Genomic DNA, 20,011 nt, shown 5'->3' with positions numbered 1-20,011 from the left:
CGGCCTTGGGGTGTTTTATCCCCGCCCGCGCAACAGGTTATTGGGCATCGCCCATGCTGCGGCCAGACCGAACAGAGAGATTGCAGCACTGGTCAGCAGCAGGTGCTTGAACGTCAAGGCAAGCTCTGCGCGCAGAGTGTCCAGCGCCGGGCCGGTGGTGGCGTTGAGGCTGTCGAGCAACACATTTCCTGAGCCCGCTTCATGGCCGATGGCACCTGCACCGAGTTGCCCGACGCCGGTGTGCTGCAGCATCGCCAGCAGTAGGGCGGACATCAGGGCAACTCCGACTGCGCCGCCCAGCGAACGGAACAGGTTGGTGGTACTGGTCGCCACGCCCATTTCTTTCACGTCGACCGAGTTCTGCGTCCCCACCAGTGATGTCGGGAACTGCATGCCGGTCGCGATGCCGGTCAGAACCATGAACAGGCTCATCAGCACTAATGACTGAGGTGGTGTGAAGGCCATGCCTGCAATAGCGATGGGCATAAGCAGCGCACCGGTTGCGATCAATGGTTTGTAGCGCCCTGTCGATGCCGTGCGCCGTCCGGCGAAATACGCGCCCATGGGCATGCCGATGGCCAGTGGGAGCAGGTGCAGCGCAGCGCTGTCGGCTCCACCGCCGGTCACTGTCTGGTAACGCAGCGGCATCAGAACGATCAGCGAGATGGCCTGAAAACTGGTGAAAAAAACGGTGCACCAGCACAGCACAGCACTGCGGTTGGCGAACAGGTGCATGGGCAGCAGAGGCTCGGGAGCACGTCGTTCGCACCAGACGAATATCGCCAGCGTAAAAAGTGCGATCGCCAGTAACAACTGAACTTCTCGATCATCGAGGCCATGGCCCTGACCGATTTCAGTGATGCCCAGCAAAAGAGCCGTAAGGCCAATGATCATCAGCACCGTGCCCAGGTAGTCGATGATCGGCTTGCGTTGCGGAACCGGCAGGCCGTTTAGGGTGCGATATGCAACAATCAACGCCAGTGCACCCAGTGGCAGGTTGATCAGAAATACCCATCGCCACGACAGGTATTCCGTCATCAGCCCCCCCAATACCGGACCTGCAACGCTGGCGACTGCGTACATACTGCTGAAATAGCCCTGATAGCGTCCGCGTTCTCTTGGCGGGACAATGTCGGCAACGATTGCCTGACTGACCGATACCATCCCTCCCGCACCAATGCCCTGTAGTACGCGAGCCAGCACCAGTTGCTCCATGCTTTGTGCAAGCGCGCAGAACAGTGACGCCAGCGTGAACAGGCCCAGGCCAAACAGCATCAGCTTGCGTCGCCCGTACAAGTCGCCGAGCTTGCCGTAGATCGGTACTGCCACGGTCAGCGAAACCATGTAGGCCGATATGACCCAGGCAAGCAGGTCGATGTCCTTGAATTGGGCGGAGATGGCTGGCATCGAGACCGCAACAATGGTCTGGTCCAGCGCGCTGAGCAGCACAGCCATCATCAGCGCAAACAGGATGCTGCGAATGGCGGGAGGTGTTTGATTTAGACTGGTCAAGGCAAAACCTGATGGCCGTGTTGACCCGCCCGAAGCGTGGCGGGAAGAGTGTGGCCAGTCTAATCCGATAGCTTGCTAATCGATAGCTGCCTTTATTCGATTGCTGTGATCATGCCCGCAGGTCGATGATCATCGCAATGCGCTGAACGTTGCATCGGTGGGTACACAGTGGCCGAACGAGCAACTGGCCACGGTGGGCGCCTGTCGTGTCAGTTCATTGCGGTAGGCGCCGGTGGCATAGAGACCCAGTACAGCGAGAAAACCGATAACAGCCGCGCATTTTTTTGTTTTTACTTTCATGACGCACTCCTTACTTCAGCTACAGAGCAGTTTGAAAGGACTGATTGAAGTGTAGGACAAGGAATGGGTGCGTGTGAGGCAAGCGCGGTCATCAGTGATCTACTGTCGTAACCTGGCGCGCCAGAGCGTCATGCCGGTCGGCAACACACCATCAGCCGGACAGGCTAAGATCCTTTTTTGATTTTATTGGCAGGGTTCAATACTGATGGCGCGCAAAGAGTACGACGAGTTCGAGGCGGTTTCGGCCGTGATACCGGGTGAGCAGGGCTACCGCGCGGCCGTTGCCGTTAAAGCTCGGGCTGGCGGTGCGCCGCGGTTTCATCCGGTACTGCCCGGTGAAACATTCAAGACCGCCCACGAAGCCGACCTGGCTGCTACTCAAGAGCTGGAGCGGCTGGCCAGTGTCGACGCCGAAGGCGAGCTGGTGTGGGGCGCTGCTTGATCAGGATGTGGGCCTGTGCATTTTGAACAAGGCTTCCGGGCCCAGCTGGAAGTAGTCTGCCGGGCCGCCGCCGCGCAGAATCGGCTCAGCGGCCGCAGTGTCGTAGACGCCATCCTTGAGTAACCATTTAGCGATGTGCACGGCGACGACTTCTCCCAGAATCAACCAGCTTGGGACCAGCTCCTTGTCTGCGCGTTGCAACTGGATGATTTGCGTCACCTTGCATTCGAACGAGACCGGGGTTTCCAGCACCCTGGGCACCGCGACGATGTCAGAGGCCAGTGGCGTCAGGTTTGCCAGCTCGAACTCGCTGACGTCCGGTGCCACTGGCGCACAGCTCTGGTTCATTGCCTCGGCGAGTGAGCGTGTGGCCAGGTTCCAGACGAACTCCCCGGTCTGCTCGATGTTATTAAGGCTGTCTTTACGACCGACGCTGCAAAAGCCAATGATCGGCGGAATATAATTGAATGCGTTGAAAAAGCTGTAAGGCGCCAGATTCAGCTTGCCGTTGGCGTCCTGAGATGAAATCCAGCCAATAGGGCGCGGGCCTACAATCGCGTTGAACGGGTCATGCGGCAGGCCGTGACCTTTGGAAGGTTCGTAGGAGTGAATTGCGTCTGACATGCTCGATTCCTGATGAACTCAATGACAGTAGATAGGCACATAGTGCTTTGCATCGCCAACTGATGCCAGCGTGTCATGTGTTTCACCCCGAAACTGACAAGCCCGGCATACGCCGGGCTTGGGGTCATACGGTCTGACAATCAGCCCAGACGATTTGCGCCTACGTGATCCGCACCATCAGCAGCCAGACGGTTTGCACCGACGTGGTCAGCACCATCGGCAGCTTGACGATTTGCGCCTACGCGATCCGCACCATCAGCAGCCAGACGGTTTGCACCGACGTGGTCAGCACCGTCTGCAGCCTGACGGTTTGGACCTACGCGATCCGCACCATCAGCAGCCAGCCGGTTTGCACCGACGTGGTCAGCGCCGTCTGCAGCCTGACGGTTTGGACCTACGCGGTCAGCGCCATCAGCGGCCAGGCGGTTTGCACCGACGTGATCAGCACCACCGGCAGCCTGACGGTTTGGACCTACGCGGTCAGCGCCATCAGCAGCTACGCGGATCGAACCAACGTTGGTGTGCTTGGTGCCGCCTTCTGCAACGATGGTTGCGTGGGACAGGTCCTGAGCGGTAGTGACGGCTGGCAGTGCAAACGCGCTGGAAGCTAGAACAGAGAATGTGAGGCCGAAGATCAATTTGGTGGTTTTCATGAGAGTGTCTCCAATTTGTTGGGGTGAGATGTCATCCCGGTATGGAGGCAATGCTACGCGCTGGGTAATTATTAAGAAGTTAATAGGATTGCTAGCGACCATCGCTGAAAATGATAGTAAGCCACAGCGCTCTGTTTTCGGGCCTTTTGGAGGTAAACGCGTCATGTCGGTGCAAATCGTGAAATTTCCCGTAACAAAGCCTCTTGACAAAATAAATACAAAGTTGATTCATAGGCTTATGTCAAAAAACGGGAAAGAAACCGCACCAGTTTGAAACGCTCGGTTACACGTGAGGATGATTCCTCATCAGCGTCGTTATCACTGCCGCGCGAGGCGAACAGCATTGCTGGCATGCTCGAATGATAGGTATGAAAAAAGGCAGCCCTGACCGCTGGCTGCCTTTTTGACCTTGTGAAGCGCAGGATCAGTCGGTTTCGATTCGCGAATGGGTTCGAGTGTCTTTCATGAATACGTACACCAGTAGCGAGCAGGCGATACAGGCAGTGACGTACCAGTAGTAGCCGGTCTCCATGCCAATACTCTTGAACCACAACGCGATGTATTCAGCCGTGCCGCCGAAGATCGATACGGTCAGCGCGTACGGCAGGCCTACGCCCAGTGCGCGGATTTCAGTCGGAAACAACTCGGCCTTCACCACGGCGTTGATCGATGTGTAACCGCTGACGATGATCAGCGCCGCCATGATCAGGAAGAACGCACCCCACCAGGTCTGGATGGTGTGCAGAGTCGTAAGGATTGGCACCGTGCAAAGCGTGCCCAGAACGCCGAACGCGATCAGAATGGGACGCCGTCCGATCTTGTCGGAGAGGGCGCCAATTACCGGTTGCAGCATCATGAACAGAAACAGGGTCGCTGCCGAAATGCTCGTCGAATCAGTAATGCTCATGCCTACGGTGTTCACCAGATACTTCTGCATGTAGGTGGTGTAGGTGTAGAACGCCAGCGTGCCGCCCATGGTCAGGCCGACCACGGTCATCAGTTCCTTTGGATGACGCATCAACGTGCGCATCAGGCTTTCCTTGGCCTTTTCTTTTTTCTTGCGAGTAAACGATTCGGTTTCTTCCATCCCGCGACGCAGGAACAGTGCAACCACTGCGCACAGCGCACCGATCACAAATGGGATACGCCAGCCCCAGGCATACAGCTGCTCAGTGGTGAGAGTCTGCTGCAGCACGATCAGTACGCCCAGTGCGATGAGCTGGCCGGAGATCAGTGTTACGTACTGAAAACTCGAGAAGAAGCCGCGACGCTCCTTGGTTGCCATTTCACTCAAGTAGGTCGCCGAGGTACCGTATTCGCCACCTACCGACAAGCCCTGCAAAAGGCGGGCAAAGACCAGCAGAATCGGCGCGCCGACGCCGATGCTTTCATAGCCAGGCGTCAGTGCAATGATCAGCGAGCCGAAGCACATCAACAGTACCGAGGCCATCAGCGCAGCCTTGCGGCCTTTATAGTCAGCGTAAAGCCCCATCAGCCAACCACCGATCGGACGCATCAGGAAGCCGACGGCGAAAATGGCAGCGGTGTTGAGCAATTGGGCGGTGGTGTCGCCTTTGGGGAAAAAGGCTTTTGCGAAGTACAGGGAGAATGCAGCGTAGACGTACCAGTCATACCACTCGACCATGTTGCCGACCGAGCCACTGAAAATGGACTTTAGACGGCTGGAAGTGGTTTTCTCGGCGGCAGGTGCGCCCGCCGAACCTTTCGCAAGGGGATTGGAAATTTCCATGGTGTTCCTTTCTTTCATTATTTTTAGAAGGAGGCATCGAGGCCCTGGCTCCTTACATAGCAGGAGCTGTGCCACACCAGAGAGGCTTGATCTAGAGGGGTTAATCAATTTTTATGAGCGACAATCCGCTCATCGAAGGCTTTTGAATGAGCGGATTATTGCCGATGGCAGGGCGCAGAAGGCTGAAACACCTCTCGACGGGTGAGCCTCTTCAACAGGCAAGCGGCGTTCTCAGGCGTTCTGCACCGTGTTGCGGCATACCGCCTTGTGCAGAATGGCTGTCAGGTCTTCCATCGAGTAGGGCTTTTGCAGCAGATCGAAGCGATACGTATCGTCTTGCGCGAAGTGGGCGAATTCGTCGCTGTAGCCCGTGGTCAGCACTACTGGCATCCAGGGGTGGCGCGATTCGATCTCGGCACATAACTCGATACCGCTCATGCCTGGCATGGCGATGTCGGAAAACACCACGTGAAAGCGCTCAGGATTGCCGGAAAGCTCTTGCAGCGCTTCACTGCCGCTCGTGACCCAGCACACCTGGAAACCCAGTTGTTCAAGCATGGGGCGGGTATAGGTACCAATGTCCTGGTTGTCTTCGACCATCAATACGCACAACCCTGCCTGCTCAACCAGGGTGCGGGTTTTGTTTTCAGGGATGACGTCATGTTCATGCGCGCTGGGCAGGCACAGTGTAAAACGGCTGCCACTGCCCAGTTCGCTCTCGACGAACACTTCGCCGCCCGACTGCTTGGCGAATCCGAACACCTGCGACAGGCCTAGGCCAGTGCCTTGCCCCACACTTTTGGTGGTGTAAAACGGTTCGAAGATCGCGCTGAGTTTGTCTTTGGCGATGCCAGAGCCGGTGTCGGTCAGCGACACCGTGACATATTCGCCCTCGGTGAGTGCAGGCGCGAGCTCGGTGCATGGTCTCCCCGAGCGTTCAACCTTGATGGTCAGAAGGCCGCTGCCCGCCATCGCGTCGCGGGCATTGACCACCATATTGACCAGCGCGGTGTCGAACTGGCTGCCATCAGCGAATATATAGCAGGGCTCATCGGGTACCTCTATGTGGACCTGAACACGCGAGCCGGTGAGGGTGTCCATCATCTCGCCAATGCGCGCCACGCTTTCGCCCACATCAAATACTTCAGGCTGCAAGGCCTGTCTGCGTGCAAACGCCAGCAGCTGTCCAGTCAGGCGGGCAGCGCGGTCCACCGTGCTCGAGATAGCTTCGACGTATTTGATGCGCCGCGCTTCGTCCAGGTCTGCTGGCTTGAGGAGGTCGCTGCAAGAGCGAATAACTGTCAGCAAATTATTGAAGTCATGCGCCACGCCGCCGGTCAATTGGCCGATAGCTTCCAGTTTCTGGGCTTGATGCAGGGCCTCCTGCGACAGCCTCAGCGCTTCATTGGCTTCTTCTTCTGCCTGAATGTCACGTCCCACCGCGTGGATGAATTGCTTGTCCGGTACCGCTGTCCAGGAAATAGTCCTGTACGAGCCATCGATATGGCGGTAACGGTTCTTGAAATGAGGAATGTTCTTGCCATTTTCCAGGCCGCTCATCGCCCCTAAGGTGCTTTGCACATCCTCAGGGTGCACCAGTTGCAGAAACTGGCTTTCCAGCAATTGGTCTTCTGACCAGCCCAGTGCCTGAGTCCAGGCCGGGTTAACGGCTGATATTGTGCCGTCAAATTTTGCCACCAGCATCAGGTCGGTCGAAAGCCGCCATATGCGGTCGCGGTCCTGAGTCCGTTCTACTACGCGCTGTTCGAGGGTTTCATTAAGGGTGCGAAGGGCTTCTTCTGCGTCTCTGAGCTGGGTCATGTCACGAGAAACGCAGAGGATTTTTTCCGGTTTTCCGTCGTGGCCAAAAATGGGGCTGACTTGCACATGCCACCATTTCAGATTGCCCGCCATGGTCTGTGCCGAACCCATGAAACTGGCATTCCTGCCCATGCGAGCCGCTTCGACAGCCGCCCTGGCGTCCAGATTGCCCTGGTTCTGCCAGAAGTCCGGCCACGGACAGCCGCGAATGGCATTGAAGTCACTGACTTCCATGATGCGTTGGCCGCCGTCACTCATGAACGTCAGCCGCGAGTCCAGATCGAGCACTTTGATGCAGTCATTGATGCTCGACAGGACGCGGTCGGTGAACGCCTCGGTTTCGTTATGTCGTGCCTCGGCCAGGACCTGCGCGGTGGTTTCATTGACCCGGCAGAACACGCCTTCGATCAGGCTGGTATCGCCGAATAGTGGTGAGTAGGACAGCGACCACCAAGTCTGCTCGGGCTTGCCGTTACGATCAACGATGCGTTGAATATTGTCAGAGCGACAGCTCTCTCCAGCGAGCGCGCGCTCAGCCAGGTAGCGAACGTCTTCCCACGCATCACCCCACACGGAACCGATGGGCTGGCCCTGTGCTTTTGAGGCGGCAACGGGTAGCACGGCGCGATAGGCGTCGTTGAAGAACAGTGTGAAATCCTTGCCCCAGAGCAAGTACATGCTGTCTGGGCAGTTGAGCATCAAATTCATGGACGACAGCAGTGCCAAAGGCCAGGCTTGCTTCGGTCCCAGAACAGACGTCGACCAGTCTGTCTCTCGGATGAACTGGCCCATGTCGCCGCCGCCCAGTTGGAGATCGAGGGGAGTATTCACGGTAGAAAATGCCCCATTTTTCGAACTGCCAAAATCAGCTGGAGAGTAGAGTTGAGCATGATGTCATTGTGCCCTGTTGATATCCAGCTATCACGACCAAAGGTGACCGCAACAGTATGCAGACAGGGCTCTCGCGCAAATGTTCGGTTATGCCCGAAAGAAGTCTATGGGCCCGAGCCGGTAATCAACCAAGAAACATCTCGCGGACCAGACCATGGCGCTGCATTTTCTCATTGAGGGTACGGCGTGGCAGTTGCAGTTCGCTGAGCACGGCCTTGATATCGCCCTTGTGCCGGGTGAGGGAGGCCCGTAGACACTGGGCCTCAAAGGCCTCTTGCTGGGCGGCAAGCGATTGCCCGGAGCTATCCGTTTCGGTGCCTGAATCAGACTCGGTCAAACCCAATGCCTGACGCTCGGCAGCGTTCGCCAGCTCGCGCACATTGCCCGGCCAGTCGTGGCTGAGCAGCTGAGTCAGGCGCGTCGCGCTGACGGTCGGCGCTGTGCGACCCATCCGTTGCGCCGCGGCATTGGCAAAGTGGCTGAACAGCAACGGGATGTCTTCCCGCCGTTCGCGTAGCGGGGGTAATCGCAGCTCGGCGACGTTCAGACGGTATGCCAGATCTTCGCGAAAACGGCCGGCGCGTGCCTCTTCCAGCAGGTCAGGCTTTGTGGCGGCGATGATCCTCAAGTCGACCTCGATGCTCTGGTTCGAGCCCAGTCGTTCAAGACGCTTGTCCTGCAGGACGCGCAGCAGCTTGACCTGTTGCGCCATTGGCATGCTTTCGATTTCATCGAGAAACACAGTCCCGCCGTCGGCGTACTCCAGTCGGCCGATCCGCTTGCCCTGTGCCCCGGTGAACGCGCCGCTTTCGTGGCCGAACAACTCTGCCTCGAAAAGATGCTCGGGGATCGCCGCGCAGTTCAGCGCAACGAAAGGTTTGCCCGCGCGCGGTCCGAAGTCATGCAGGCAGCGTGCGACCAGCTCTTTTCCGCTGCCTGTTTCACCACGAATGATCACGTTGACCGGCAGCTGCGACAGCTCCAGCACCTGACGGCGCAAAGTCTGCAGGCTGGGTGACATGCCCAGCAGGGTCACGTCGAGACGGGAACGGGTGTCCGCCTGTTCGTGCAGACGACGGTTTTCCAGGATCAGCTGGCGCTTCTCCAGCGCCCGTCTCAGGTTGCTGATCAGCGTTTCCGGGCTGAATGGTTTTTCCAGAAAGTCATACGCACCTTCACGCATTGCATCGACCGCCATGGGTACGTCGCCATGGCCGGTCAGGAGGATGACCGGCAGATCCTTGTCACGGCCTTGCAGAAGGGCCAACAGTTCCAACCCGCTCATGCCCGGCATGCGCACATCGGTGAGCACCACGCCAGGGAAGTGTTCAGGCAACTGCTCCAGGCAATCCTCGGCACGCGCAAAGACTTGCACCGTAAAGCCGGACAGCGTCAGCCATTGCTCGACTGCCTGTCGGATAGGGGCTTCGTCATCTACCACGATCACCGAATTCAACATGTCGGGTCAGATTTCCAGAAAGTCATTGGGCAGGCTGAACCAGAATATCGCGCCCGTGGCGTGATTCTCCGCAGTCAGTTGGCCGCCCAGTTCATGAATGATCGCGTATGACACGGCCAGCCCGAGGCCAAGGCCGTCTCCTACCGGTTTGGTGGTGAAAAACGGATCGAAGATATTGGCCAGGTTTTCGGCAGCAATCCCCGAGCCGGTATCGCTGACGCTGAGGCGCCATTGATCATTGAGGCTGTCAATACGCACTTCCAGTTTCCTTGACGTGCTGTCACGCATGGCGTCCAGCGCGTTGCGTAAAAGATTGATAAGCACCTGCTCCAGCCGAATCGCATCGCCGCGTACCCAGGCGGGACGTGCCAGGTGTAGAACGCAATCGATATGTTCTTCGCGCAATCGAGGGTCCAGCAGCAACAGTGCCTGATCAACCACCGTGGCCAGGTCCAGTCGCTCACGCAAGCCGCTGGGGCTTTTACGCGCGAAGGTCTTGAGGTGCCCGGTCAGGGCCGCCATGCGGGTCAATTGCTGGTCGACGGGGACCAGCGCTTTGCAGGCTTCGTCGATACGGCCTTGGTCAAGCAGCAGGCGCAAGGTTGCCAGTTGCATGCGCTGGGCAGTCAGAGGCTGGTTGATTTCATGGGCCAGCGCCGCTGACATCTGTCCCAGTGCCGCCAGCTTGGCAGATTGCACCAGGCCGTCCTGGGCGGTCTGCAGATCGCGGGTGCGTTCAAGAACCAGGCGCTCCAGCTCGTCCCGGCTGCGCTCGCGCAAGCGGGCCAGCCGCCAGCGCTGATAAAGGAACAGGGCCAGAAAGACCAACGCCAACCAAATGCCGGCAGCAGCGAGCCCTGCATTGCGAATGTCCTCGTTGGACACCGGCGGTTTGCGCAACAGGTGCAACGTCCAGTTTTCATCGGGCAAGGGTAATGACTGCCAGAGGTAGTCAGCCGTACCGTCCGGGCCTTCGACACGATTCAGATTGCTGTGCGGACCTATGCGATCAATGAGTCGACTGCGCAGCGGCGACAGCGGCTTTTTATCGTATTGGCGGGTGCGCAAAAGCTCGGTGCGATTTTCGACAGAAATGGGCTCCAGCTCGCGGTAACGCCAGCCGGGCTGATTGGCGATAAATACAATACCCTTGTCATCACTGACCAACAGCAGGTCTTCGCCCTGGCCCCATTCCTTTTCAAGCGTGGGGAACTCCAGCTTCACCACCATGGCGCCAATGAACGTGCCCTGGTCGTCCAGCACTGCACTGGACAGGAAGTAGCCAGGGATGCCTGTGGTGACACCCACGGCGTAGAAACGCCCGACGCCCTCGGCGCGGGTTTGCAAAAAATAAGGGCGAAAGCCGTAGTTGTGGCCAACGTAGCTGTTGGGCGTACGCCAGTTGCTCGCGCCGATGGCCAGACCATGACGGTCGAGCAATTCGAGTGTCGACGAGTGGGCGGTGTCGTTGATCTTTTCCAGCTTGAGATTGAGCGCCTGCTGCTCGCTCTCACTGATCGGTGCCTTGAGGGCGGCACGTATTTCAGGGTCAAGTGCCAGCACCGACGGCAGCGCGCGGTAGCGTTCGATCAGGGTATGCAGGGTGTTGGCGTATAACGATAACTGCCCGCTTGCGCGGACAGCGTCTTCCGACACAGCGTGGCGCTGCGCCTGATGCATCGCCAAACCGGCCGAAAGAGCGGCACCTGCCAGTATCAGCAGCACATACAGGGCTAAGCGCAGATAGCGATGCTTGAACGTCATGTCACGTGCACTGCCTGACGAGTTGGATGGGCGCGCTCGTGGGCAGGGTGCTCACGCGTGCGCCATCCGCAGTATTACAACAGGGTGAAGGTCGCTTCTTTCACGGTTTGGGAGTCCAGACCGATCATCACCTTGAAGTCGCCCGGCTCGGCAGCGTATTTGAGCTGCGAGTTGTAGAACTTCAGGTCATCTTCGCTGAGCGTGAAGGTAACAACTTTTTCCTGGCCTGGCTCAAGCTCGACCTTTTCAAAGTTTTTCAGTTCTTTGACGGGGCGGCTGATGGACGCTGCAATATCGCGCAGATACAGCTGCACCACAGTGGCACCGGCAACCTTGCCGGTGTTCTTGACGGTGACGCTGGCGGTCAGTTTGCCTTTACGTGCCATGTTGGCGTCCGACAATTTGATGTCCGAGACGTCGAACTGCGTGTAGCTCAGGCCGTAACCAAACGGGAACAGCGGGCCGTTGGGTTCCTCGTAATAGTGTGAGGTGTAGTTGCCCGGCTTGCCTTCATGGTACGGACGACCGGTGTTCAGATGTGCGTAGTAGACCGGCAGTTGCCCAATGGAACGCGGGAACGACATGGCCAGCTTGCCTGACGGGTTGTAGTCGCCGAACAGGACGTCAGCCACGGCATTGCCGCCTTCGGTGCCGGGGAACCACGTTTCGAGCATGGCGTCGGCCTGCTCCTGTTCATCGACCAGAACCAGCGGACGGCCGTTCATCAGAACCAGTACCAGTGGCTTGCCGGTTGCTTTGAGCGCCTTGATCAGGTCCCGCTGTTTGCCTGGAATGGTCAGGCTGCTGCGGCTTGCCGACTCATGTGACATGCCACGTGACTCACCCACTACCGCCACGATCACATCGGCCTGTTCCGCAACCTTCACGGCTTCGTCGATCATTTCCTGAGCCGGGCGTGGATCAACTTCCACCTCCTTCTCGATGAAATTCAGGTAGTTGAGGATGTGCTCGTTGTCGCTGACATTGGCGCCACGGGCATAGACCAGTTTGGCCTTGTCGCCCACGGCGTTGGCCAGACCTTCATACACGGTCACCGACTGGTTGGGACGGCCAGCGGCCGACCAGCTGCCCAGCATGTCGAGATGACTCTGTGCCAGGCTGCCGATCACAGCGATGGTGCCCTGTTTTTTCAGCGGCAGGGTGTCGTTCTGGTTTTTCAGAAGCACCAGCGTCTTGCGGGCTACGTCACGAGCTTCTGCACGGTGCAGACGGTCGTCGGAGTAGGTGTCGGCAGGATCATCCGCAGCAACGCCGATGCGGCCATAAGGCGAAGCAAACAGGCCCATGTCGTACTTGGCACCCAGCACTTCGCGCACGGCGTTGTCGATTTCCTGTACCGAGACTTCGCCGTCTTTCACAAGGCCTGGCAACTGCTCGCCGTAGGCGACGTCGTTCATGCTCAGGTCAACGCCAGCCTTGATGGCCAGCTTGGCGGCTTCGCGGTAATCCTTGGCCACGCCGTGTTCGATCAGTTCCTTGATCGCGCCGTGATCGCTGATGGTCACGCCCTTGAAGCCCCAGTCCTTGCGCAACAGATCCTGCATCAGCCATGTATTGGACGTGGCTGGCACGCCATTGATCGAGTTGAGCGCAACCATGATGCCACCCGCACCTGCATCGATACCGGCACGGTAAGGCGGCAGGTAATCCTGGTACATGCGGGTCATGCTCATGTCCACGGTGTTGTAGTCACGTCCGCCTTCCACCGCACCGTACAGGGCGAAATGTTTGACGGCAGCCATGATGCTGTCATTCGCGCTTACATTTTTGCCCTGGAGCGACCGGACCATAACGTCTGAAATGCGCGACACCAGATAAGTGTCTTCGCCGAACCCTTCAGAGCTGCGACCCCAACGTGGATCGCGGGAAATATCAACCATCGGAGCGAAGGTCATGTCGAGGCCGTCAGCGCTGGCTTCCCTGGCCGAAACCCGGCCTGTCAGAGCAATGGCGTCCATGTCCCAGCTGGAGGCCATACCCAGGCTGATCGGGAAAATGGTGCGATGCCCGTGTACCACGTCGTAGGCGAAGAACATCGGGATTTTCAGGCGGCTCTTGGCGACGGCAGCCTCTTGCAGCGGACGGTTTTCCGAGCGCGTAATGGAGTTGAACGTGCCGCCAATGCGGCCTGCGGCGATTTCCTTGAGGATCATGGGCTGGGGCATTTCTGAGCTGATACTGATCAGACGCAACTGGCCGATTTTTTCATCCAGAGTCATTTGTTTCATGAGCTTGGAAATGAACGCGTTCTTGGCCTGAAGCGGGACTTTCTCGGAAGGCGCAGCGTTCTGGGCCAGTGCCGACTGGCTGGCAAGACCGACCAGTAAACCTAATACACACAGCTTATTCATGAATAATTTCTCAAGGCTTTTGTCGGTAACTCGCGTTTAATATCCGACAGCCAGTTTTTGGGTTATAGACCTTTGGCGTTATTGTTCGAGCAGGGGGCAACGAGGGCGCGTGCAAGCATGGGTGCGCAAGGTCTCTCCCTGTTGCGTACTGAAACAATCATTTTTGACTGATCTTTGTACACGCTAGCCTGGTCAACGATTGATCGATTCCTGGTCTCTGGCGGGGGATTATGCCGGGGAACTTCTGTTTTGGCTAAGCGTGTCGATTCACTGGATTCAAAAAGTACCGGAGGTCCGATTTTGAAGTGTGTGTTACCGATTATGTTGTTCCTGTTAATGGCGGTGGGAAGTGTGTTTCGAGCCCAGGCAGAACCGCCTGCGCTGGTCTTCCCACCCATGACCGGCAGTGTGATTGACGCTGCCCAGATGCTGGACAGCCAGACCAGCGTGCGTCTCTCCAAACTGCTGCGTGCCCATGAGCAGGCCACCGGTGAACGCGTGGTCGTTGTGACGCTGGCTGATTTGCAGGGCGCCAGCCTGGAAGATTTCGGCGCTCGCCTTGGTGATGCATGGGGCCTCGGCCGGGGCGGCAAGGCCAAAAGCGTGCTCATGCTGATCCATCGTGACAAACGCAAGGTGTTCATTGAAGTGGGTTCCGGGGTGGAGAACCGTCTGACCGGCGCTCAGTCTTCACTTATCGTCGATATGCTGATGATGCCCGAGTTCAACGAAGGCCGTTTCGCAATGGGCATCGAGCGCGGCACTCAGGCAGTGGTCACCGCGTTGGGTGGTCAGGTGCCTGATTATCCCGAGCTGTCCGGAGTGCTCGGCGGGGCTGAGGAGCAGGGCAGGGATAATCAGGTATGGTTGTTGGCGATGGCCTTGACGTTGGTGGTACTGATCATTGTGGCCGTCAGTATCCGGCGCGGTTCTACAGGGCGGGTAGGCAAATGTGACGAGGCATGTGGTCGCAACGGCGGCCGTTTTGGCGGCGGCGGCGCTTCAGGCAACTGGTAATTGACCCGTCAGGGAATGAGAGAGCAATGGCTTTACTGAACAAAGAAGAACAACAATTGGTAGCGCAGGCGATTGATCGCGTCGAACAGCGAACCGATGCCGAACTGGTGACCGTCCTGGCCGCGCGTGCCGACGATTATGCCTATATGCCCCTGATCTGGGCCGGTCTGCTAGGGTTGTTGTTGCCGGGCAGCATCAATTATTGCCTCCAGTGGCTGAGTGCCGATGAGCTGATGCTCGCGCAAATGAGCACCTTCATCGTGGTGGCTCTGGCGTGTCGGATTCCGCAAGTGACCGCCCACCTCGTACCTGCCTCGGTCAAGCATTGGCGGGCCGGTAATCTGGCCAGGCGACAGTTTCTCGAACAGAACCTGCACAAGACTCAAGAAGGCACCGGCATTCTGGTGTTTGTCAGCGAAGCCGAGCGTTACGTGGAGATTCTTGTCGATCATGGCATCGCCAGTCGTCTGCATGACGATACCTGGAAAGCCATGGTTGATGTGTTCACCCAGCAGGTGCGGGACGGCCAGACGCTGCAAGGGTTTCTGGGCTGTATCCATGCCTGCGGTGAGCTGCTGGCCGACCATGTGCCGGTCACGCATGGCAGAAACGAGCTGCCCAACCGGCTGGTCGTGCTTCGCTGAAGGACGCAAGTGCCATTGATTTTCGGGCACAAGGTCAGCGCGTGTTCCACCTGCTGTCCCAAATAACGCTGCCCATGGCCTTCACAGACGCTTAAAATGTGCCTCTGGATTTTTTGAGTCCCGTTCGGGACGACTGAGGCACTTTTTGATGTCAGTTTCTCCTCCCCCGTCCGCTGCCGTGTCCGATCACCGCGCGCAGTTCCTGGCCTTGCTGGACACCAGCCTGTCGCAAAACTCTCTGGTCAAGCTGGTTCTGGCCAAACACGTGGGCAGCGAGGTCGAGTTGCAGCGGGTCATCATCAAGCCGCTGATCGTCAAGGACCAGCCGTGCCTGTCGTTTGTCTATCGCTACAAGACGCGTGACATCACCAAGAATTTTCCGCTGGCGGAGGCGTTGGCGGTTGTTGCAGGCCTGCTGCCTGAGTCGTTCAAAAATGCGCACCTGTTGTCTCTGACCGAAGAGGTCCAGCTGGAATTCAGCAAGAAGGGCAAAACCACGCTGTTCAAGAGCAAGGCACAGCAAGAGCGCGAAACGCCTTCAGCCGGTCATGACCGTGAAAAGAAGCGCTATCTGGAGCTTACTCGTCCGTTTCTGACTGACCTGGGCGTGACCAACAAGCAGCATGAGCTGATCCCGGCCATGTCGCGCAAATGGAAACAGATCAACAAGTTCATCGAGGTGTTTTCCCACGCACTGACTTCATCGCCCTTGAAGCTTGATCAACCGATCAAGGTCGCGGACTTCGGTTCGGGCAAGGGCTACCTGACGTTCGCCATTCATGATTACCTGCGCAATACGTTGCAGGCAGAAGGGATGGTGACCGGCGTCGAGTTGCGTGAGGACATGGTGACGTTGTGCAACAACGCCGCGGCGCGACTGGAACATCCCGGCCTGGCGTTTCAACATGGCGATGTGCGTACGGTTGCGCCCAGCGCGCTGGATGTGATGATTGCGCTGCATGCCTGTGACATCGCGACGGACTACGCCATTCACATGGGAATCCGCTCCGGTGCCTCGATCATCATGTGCTCGCCGTGCTGCCACAAACAGATTCGCCTGCAGATCCAGAGTCCTGTCCTGTTGAAACCGATGCTGCAATACGGCCTGCACATGGGCCAGCAGGCAGAAATGGTCACCGACAGCCTGCGTGCCTTGCTGCTGGAAGCCTGCGGCTATGAGACGAAAGTATTCGAGTTCATTTCGCTGGAACACACCAACAAGAACAAGATGATCCTTGCGGTCAAACGCGCCGAGCCGGTTGATCCGACGCATTTGCAGGCGCGTATTCAAGAGCTGAAAACGTTCTACGGAATTACCGAACACTGCCTGGAAACCCTGCTCCGGGGCGACGGTACTCTGAACTGAAAGAGCGTTAACTGGCGGCTTCGACCGCCCTGGGCGCAATGACCGATGTCTTGCGCCCAAGCATGACGGTGGCAATGACTGCGGCGGCAAACACCCAGGTCATCGGCTCGATATGTTCGCCAAAGAACAGGGCGGACAATGCGATGGTGAAGAAGATCTGCAGCAACTGAACCTGACTGACCCGAGAAATCCCGCCCATCGCCAGCCCTGAATACCAGGCAAAGAAGCCAATGAACTGCGAAAAAAACGCCACGTAGCCGAACGCCCACCACGTGCCGAACGAGATCGTGCCCTGGTGCTGTGCCGCCAGATAAAGACACGGCCCCACCAGTAGGGGGCTTGACAGCACCAGCGCCCAGCAGATGACCTGCCAGCCGCCCATTTCCCTGGCCAGTCGACCGCCTTCAGCATATCCCAACCCGCCAACGGCAACGGCTCCGAGCATCCACAGATCGCCCGCTTGAATACTGCCAGCGCCGCTCATCAGTGCGTAGCTCAGCACCAGCGCGCTACCCAGTGCCGCACACAGCCAGAACGCTTTTGAAGGCCGCTCATGAGAAAGCCACGCGGCATAGATCGCGACGAACAATGGTTGTATGCCGTTGACCAGTGCGCCGTGTGATGCCGGCAGGGTCTGCATGGCCCATGCCGACAGAATGGGAAAGCCGATGATGACTCCGGCAATCACCAGCAACAGCCCCTTGAACTGTTGACGCGTCGGCCACTTCTCGCGCCGCCAGTACAACAATGCGGCCGCAGGAATGGCGGCGAGCAATGCCCGGCCCAGACCATTGAGCAGTGGATGGATTTCCTGCACCACGACGCGGGTCATGGGTAGCGTCAAACTAAAAATAACCACTCCCAGCAGGCCCAGGGCCATACCGGTGTTTTCACGAGACGACATGATTGCGATCCAGTCTTTTTGTTGTGTTTACAAGGACAAGTATCTAGCCATAGTTCGCCATGGCTTGCCTTTACAGCTACCGACGGATTTGGCCGTACAGTTTGCTGGCGTCTCGAAAGGACTCAGGTCGCCGGTTGCCAGCGAGTGCCGGCACGGCGGGTGAGCGGGAGCGCGGAAGATTTGAAAGGGAGTACCGGTTTTTCGAAGCGCCACGCATTTGCCGTTGGCAGGACGCGTGACGCCTGGTTCAACTCAGGTCCCCGATTTGATTTTGGTCCATGCTCGGGTGCGGGCCCGCTCTGCCGCCGCAGGCAGCGGTTGCAGGGTATACAGCGTTTTCATCGCTTCTTCGGTCGGGTACAGATTCGGGTTGTTGCGGATCTCGGGCGTTACGAGATCGTTGGCATTCATGTTGGGGTTCGGGTAACCGACAAAATCGCTGATTGGCGCAATGACTTTGGGTTGCAGCAGGTAGTTGATGAAGGTCAGCGCGTCCTGAGTATTCTTCGCCCCTTTTGGAATTGCCAGCATGTCGAACCAGATCGGTGCACCTTCTTTTGGCAGGCGCATGTCTACGGTCACGCCATTTTTGGCGTCTTTGGCGCGGTTGGCGGCCTGGGAGAAACTGCCTGAATAGCCGACCGCCACGCAGATGTCGCCGTTGGCGATGTCGGCCATGTATTTCGAGGAATGGAAGTAGGTAATGTAAGGCCTGATTTTCAGCATCAGCGCTTCGGCTTTCTTGTAGTCATCCGCCTTGGTGCTGTTCGGCGGCAGGCCCAGATACTGTAATGCCAGCGGCATGATCTCGGAGGGCGAATCGAGCAGGGCGACGCCACACTGTTTGAGCTTGCTGATGTTCTCTTCCTTGAAGATCAGGTCCCAGCTGTTCACCGGTGCGTTTTCGCCCAGTACGGCCTTCACCTTGTCCGGGTTGAAACCGATCAGAATCGTCCCATACATGTAGGGCACGGCGTATTTGTTGCCGGGATCGTTTGCCTCCAGCAGCTTCATCAACTTGGGGTCGAGGTTGGCGTAATGGCTGAGCTTGCTGCGGTCCAGAGGCTGGAACACACCCGCTTCGATCTGCTTGGCGAGAAATACGTTGGACGGCACCACCACGTCGTAACCCGAATTGCCGGTCAGCAGTTTGGCTTCCAGCGCTTCGTTGGTGTCGAAGATGTCGTAGATCAAATTGACTTTGGTTTCGCTTTTGAAGTCGGTGAGCGTCTGCGGGGTGATGTAGTCGAACCAGTTGTAAACGCGCAGCGTGCGTGGCTCGTCGGCCTGTACCGTCGTACAAAGCAGCGATGCGCACAGCAAGGGGATAAAGCGCTTGAGTCGTTTCATCGTTATCTCCAGAGATTAAAGTCAAACGCGTTCAAAACCTTCCAATACATTCACGGCATTGATGCCGATTTCTTCGACGGCGTAACCGCCTTCCATCACGAACAGCGTGGGCTTGCCGAGACGTGCGAGGCGCTCGCCCATAGTCAGGTAATCGTCGCTTTCGAGTTTGAACTGTGAGATCGGATCGTCCTTGAACGTATCAACGCCCAGCGAGATCAGCACGACGTTCGGGTCATAGCGTTCCACCTCCTTGCATGCCTGTTCCAGTGCCTCGCTCCAGCGATCCCAGCCACTGCCGGCGGCCAGCGGGTAATTGAAGTTGTACCCCGCTCCGTCACCTTCGCCGGTTTCGTCGCCATAACCGAGAAAGAACGGGAACTCCGCTTCCGGATGACCATGAATGGAGGTGAACAGAACGTCGCTGCGCGAGTAGAAAATCGACTGCGTGCCGTTGCCGTGGTGATAATCCACATCAATGATCGCGACTTTCGCGGCGCCCTGATCGAGAAAGGCCTGGGCGGCGATGGCAACATTGTTCAGGTAGCAATAGCCGCCCATGACGTCGCTGGCGGCATGGTGGCCGGGCGGCCGACACAACGCGAACGCGCTTCGGGCTCCTGCGTTCATGGCCCGTTGTGCGGTCAGTGCGACTTGTACGGCGCTGTAGGCTGCCTGCCAGGTACCCGCTGTAATGGGCGCACCCGCGTCGAAACTGTAGTAACCCAATTCGCCGTGCAGACTTTCAGGTATCACGCCACGCAACGTGCGGGCGGGCCAGGTGTAGGGCAGCAGATCGCCGTCACGGCCCATGTCGTTCCAGCGCGCCCAGGCTTGCTGAAAAAAGGTCAGATACGCTTGGGTGTGCACGCGCAGCAGCGGGGCCAACCCAAAATCGTCCGGCGGCAACACGGGTCCGATGTTACGTGTGCGAATACGCTCAAGCACATGATCGGCGCGCGATGGCATCTCGAAGCAGGGCATCAATTGCCCGTCAATCAGCTCGCAGCGGCCATGGTGCAGACGGTGGTCGTCCGAATAGATCGTCAGCATTGTTATTTTCCTCGCGGCAGGTTGCTCATTCTTGGCGAGCAGCACCCGTGGCGGGAACGATCATTACGGCCAAAAAAGGATTGATTCGGCCA

General features: G+C 57.9%; 16 protein-coding genes. 4 read left to right on the top strand and 12 right to left on the bottom strand.

Features of this window, described 5'->3' with window-relative positions; translation table 11 throughout:
• Positions 1 to 15: 15 nt before the first annotated feature.
• Both KDX37_RS16520 and KDX37_RS16515 read right to left on the bottom strand, forming a co-directional pair.
• On the bottom strand, positions 16 to 1,512 hold the full coding sequence (locus KDX37_RS16520; protein WP_231653750.1) for an MDR family MFS transporter: 1,497 nt from the start codon (positions 1,510 to 1,512) through the stop codon (positions 16 to 18).
• Between the two features lie 129 nt (positions 1,513 to 1,641).
• The gene (locus tag KDX37_RS16515) at positions 1,642 to 1,812 is read right to left on the bottom strand and encodes a hypothetical protein (protein ID WP_231653749.1); all 171 of its coding nucleotides are present in this window, start codon (positions 1,810 to 1,812) and stop codon (positions 1,642 to 1,644) included.
• Between the two features lie 205 nt (positions 1,813 to 2,017).
• On the opposite strand from KDX37_RS16515, the gene KDX37_RS16510 reads away from it, so the two are divergent.
• The gene (locus KDX37_RS16510; protein WP_231653748.1) at positions 2,018 to 2,254 is read left to right on the top strand and encodes a hypothetical protein; all 237 of its coding nucleotides are present in this window, start codon (positions 2,018 to 2,020) and stop codon (positions 2,252 to 2,254) included.
• Here KDX37_RS16510 and KDX37_RS16505 read toward each other — a convergent pair whose 3' ends face one another.
• From KDX37_RS16505 to bglX, 7 genes are all read right to left on the bottom strand, one after another.
• A complete protein-coding gene (locus KDX37_RS16505) occupies positions 2,255 to 2,878 on the bottom strand; it encodes a flavin reductase family protein (protein WP_231653747.1) in 624 nt (207 codons plus the stop codon).
• A gap of 140 nt (positions 2,879 to 3,018) precedes the next feature.
• Entirely contained in the window at positions 3,019 to 3,531 is a 513-nt protein-coding gene (locus tag KDX37_RS16500; protein WP_231653746.1) for a hypothetical protein, read from the bottom strand.
• A gap of 424 nt (positions 3,532 to 3,955) precedes the next feature.
• On the bottom strand, positions 3,956 to 5,281 hold the full coding sequence (locus KDX37_RS16495) for an MFS transporter (protein WP_231653745.1): 1,326 nt from the start codon (positions 5,279 to 5,281) through the stop codon (positions 3,956 to 3,958).
• A 231-nt stretch (positions 5,282 to 5,512) separates the two neighbouring features.
• Positions 5,513 to 7,894 (bottom strand): PAS domain-containing protein, encoded by a 2,382-nt coding sequence (locus tag KDX37_RS16490; protein WP_231653789.1) that lies wholly within the window; start codon positions 7,892 to 7,894, stop codon positions 5,513 to 5,515.
• Between the two features lie 223 nt (positions 7,895 to 8,117).
• Positions 8,118 to 9,452 (bottom strand): sigma-54-dependent transcriptional regulator, encoded by a 1,335-nt coding sequence (locus KDX37_RS16485; RefSeq protein ID WP_231653744.1) that lies wholly within the window; start codon positions 9,450 to 9,452, stop codon positions 8,118 to 8,120.
• A gap of 6 nt (positions 9,453 to 9,458) precedes the next feature.
• Positions 9,459 to 11,216 (bottom strand): sensor histidine kinase, encoded by a 1,758-nt coding sequence (locus KDX37_RS16480; RefSeq protein ID WP_231653743.1) that lies wholly within the window; start codon positions 11,214 to 11,216, stop codon positions 9,459 to 9,461.
• Between the two features lie 74 nt (positions 11,217 to 11,290).
• On the bottom strand, positions 11,291 to 13,588 hold the full coding sequence (bglX, locus tag KDX37_RS16475; protein WP_231653742.1) for a beta-glucosidase BglX: 2,298 nt from the start codon (positions 13,586 to 13,588) through the stop codon (positions 11,291 to 11,293).
• Between the two features lie 321 nt (positions 13,589 to 13,909).
• Between bglX and KDX37_RS16470 the strand changes: the two genes are divergently transcribed.
• From KDX37_RS16470 to KDX37_RS16460, 3 genes are all read left to right on the top strand, one after another.
• Positions 13,910 to 14,605: a TPM domain-containing protein gene (locus KDX37_RS16470; RefSeq protein ID WP_231653741.1), complete on the top strand. Its 696-nt coding sequence runs from the start codon at positions 13,910 to 13,912 to the stop codon at positions 14,603 to 14,605.
• A gap of 26 nt (positions 14,606 to 14,631) precedes the next feature.
• Positions 14,632 to 15,249 (top strand): TPM domain-containing protein, encoded by a 618-nt coding sequence (locus KDX37_RS16465; RefSeq protein WP_231653740.1) that lies wholly within the window; start codon positions 14,632 to 14,634, stop codon positions 15,247 to 15,249.
• Between the two features lie 148 nt (positions 15,250 to 15,397).
• Positions 15,398 to 16,615, top strand: coding sequence for a class I SAM-dependent methyltransferase (locus KDX37_RS16460; RefSeq protein ID WP_231653739.1), 1,218 nt, complete (start codon positions 15,398 to 15,400; stop codon positions 16,613 to 16,615).
• 7 nt (positions 16,616 to 16,622) lie between these two features.
• On the opposite strand, the gene KDX37_RS16455 is transcribed toward KDX37_RS16460, so the two are convergent.
• From KDX37_RS16455 to KDX37_RS16445, 3 genes are all read right to left on the bottom strand, one after another.
• The gene (locus KDX37_RS16455; RefSeq protein WP_231653738.1) at positions 16,623 to 17,519 is read right to left on the bottom strand and encodes a DMT family transporter; all 897 of its coding nucleotides are present in this window, start codon (positions 17,517 to 17,519) and stop codon (positions 16,623 to 16,625) included.
• Between the two features lie 252 nt (positions 17,520 to 17,771).
• Positions 17,772 to 18,869 (bottom strand): polyamine ABC transporter substrate-binding protein, encoded by a 1,098-nt coding sequence (locus KDX37_RS16450; protein WP_231653737.1) that lies wholly within the window; start codon positions 18,867 to 18,869, stop codon positions 17,772 to 17,774.
• A 21-nt stretch (positions 18,870 to 18,890) separates the two neighbouring features.
• Entirely contained in the window at positions 18,891 to 19,919 is a 1,029-nt protein-coding gene (locus KDX37_RS16445; protein ID WP_231653736.1) for a histone deacetylase family protein, read from the bottom strand.
• Positions 19,920 to 20,011 lie beyond the last annotated feature (92 nt).

The sequence above is a fragment of the Pseudomonas californiensis genome (assembly GCF_021147775.1).
Taxonomy (GTDB): domain Bacteria; phylum Pseudomonadota; class Gammaproteobacteria; order Pseudomonadales; family Pseudomonadaceae; genus Aquipseudomonas; species Aquipseudomonas californiensis.
This window is presented reverse-complemented; position numbering and strand designations above follow the sequence as displayed.

Coding starts and splice junctions, on each gene's coding strand:
- KDX37_RS16515 (WP_231653749.1), bottom strand. CDS start 1,812: ATGAAAGTAAAAACAAAAAAATGCGCGGCTGTTATCGGTTTTCTCGCT.
- KDX37_RS16510 (WP_231653748.1), top strand. CDS start 2,018: ATGGCGCGCAAAGAGTACGACGAGTTCGAGGCGGTTTCGGCCGTGATA.
- KDX37_RS16505 (WP_231653747.1), bottom strand. CDS start 2,878: ATGTCAGACGCAATTCACTCCTACGAACCTTCCAAAGGTCACGGCCTG.
- KDX37_RS16500 (WP_231653746.1), bottom strand. CDS start 3,531: ATGAAAACCACCAAATTGATCTTCGGCCTCACATTCTCTGTTCTAGCT.
- KDX37_RS16495 (WP_231653745.1), bottom strand. CDS start 5,281: ATGGAAATTTCCAATCCCCTTGCGAAAGGTTCGGCGGGCGCACCTGCC.
- KDX37_RS16490 (WP_231653789.1), bottom strand. CDS start 7,894: ATGGGCCAGTTCATCCGAGAGACAGACTGGTCGACGTCTGTTCTGGGA.
- KDX37_RS16485 (WP_231653744.1), bottom strand. CDS start 9,452: ATGTTGAATTCGGTGATCGTGGTAGATGACGAAGCCCCTATCCGACAG.
- KDX37_RS16480 (WP_231653743.1), bottom strand. CDS start 11,216: ATGACGTTCAAGCATCGCTATCTGCGCTTAGCCCTGTATGTGCTGCTG.
- bglX (WP_231653742.1), bottom strand. CDS start 13,588: ATGAATAAGCTGTGTGTATTAGGTTTACTGGTCGGTCTTGCCAGCCAG.
- KDX37_RS16470 (WP_231653741.1), top strand. CDS start 13,910: ATGTTGTTCCTGTTAATGGCGGTGGGAAGTGTGTTTCGAGCCCAGGCA.
- KDX37_RS16465 (WP_231653740.1), top strand. CDS start 14,632: ATGGCTTTACTGAACAAAGAAGAACAACAATTGGTAGCGCAGGCGATT.
- KDX37_RS16460 (WP_231653739.1), top strand. CDS start 15,398: ATGTCAGTTTCTCCTCCCCCGTCCGCTGCCGTGTCCGATCACCGCGCG.
- KDX37_RS16455 (WP_231653738.1), bottom strand. CDS start 17,519: ATGTCGTCTCGTGAAAACACCGGTATGGCCCTGGGCCTGCTGGGAGTG.
- KDX37_RS16450 (WP_231653737.1), bottom strand. CDS start 18,869: ATGAAACGACTCAAGCGCTTTATCCCCTTGCTGTGCGCATCGCTGCTT.
- KDX37_RS16445 (WP_231653736.1), bottom strand. CDS start 19,919: ATGCTGACGATCTATTCGGACGACCACCGTCTGCACCATGGCCGCTGC.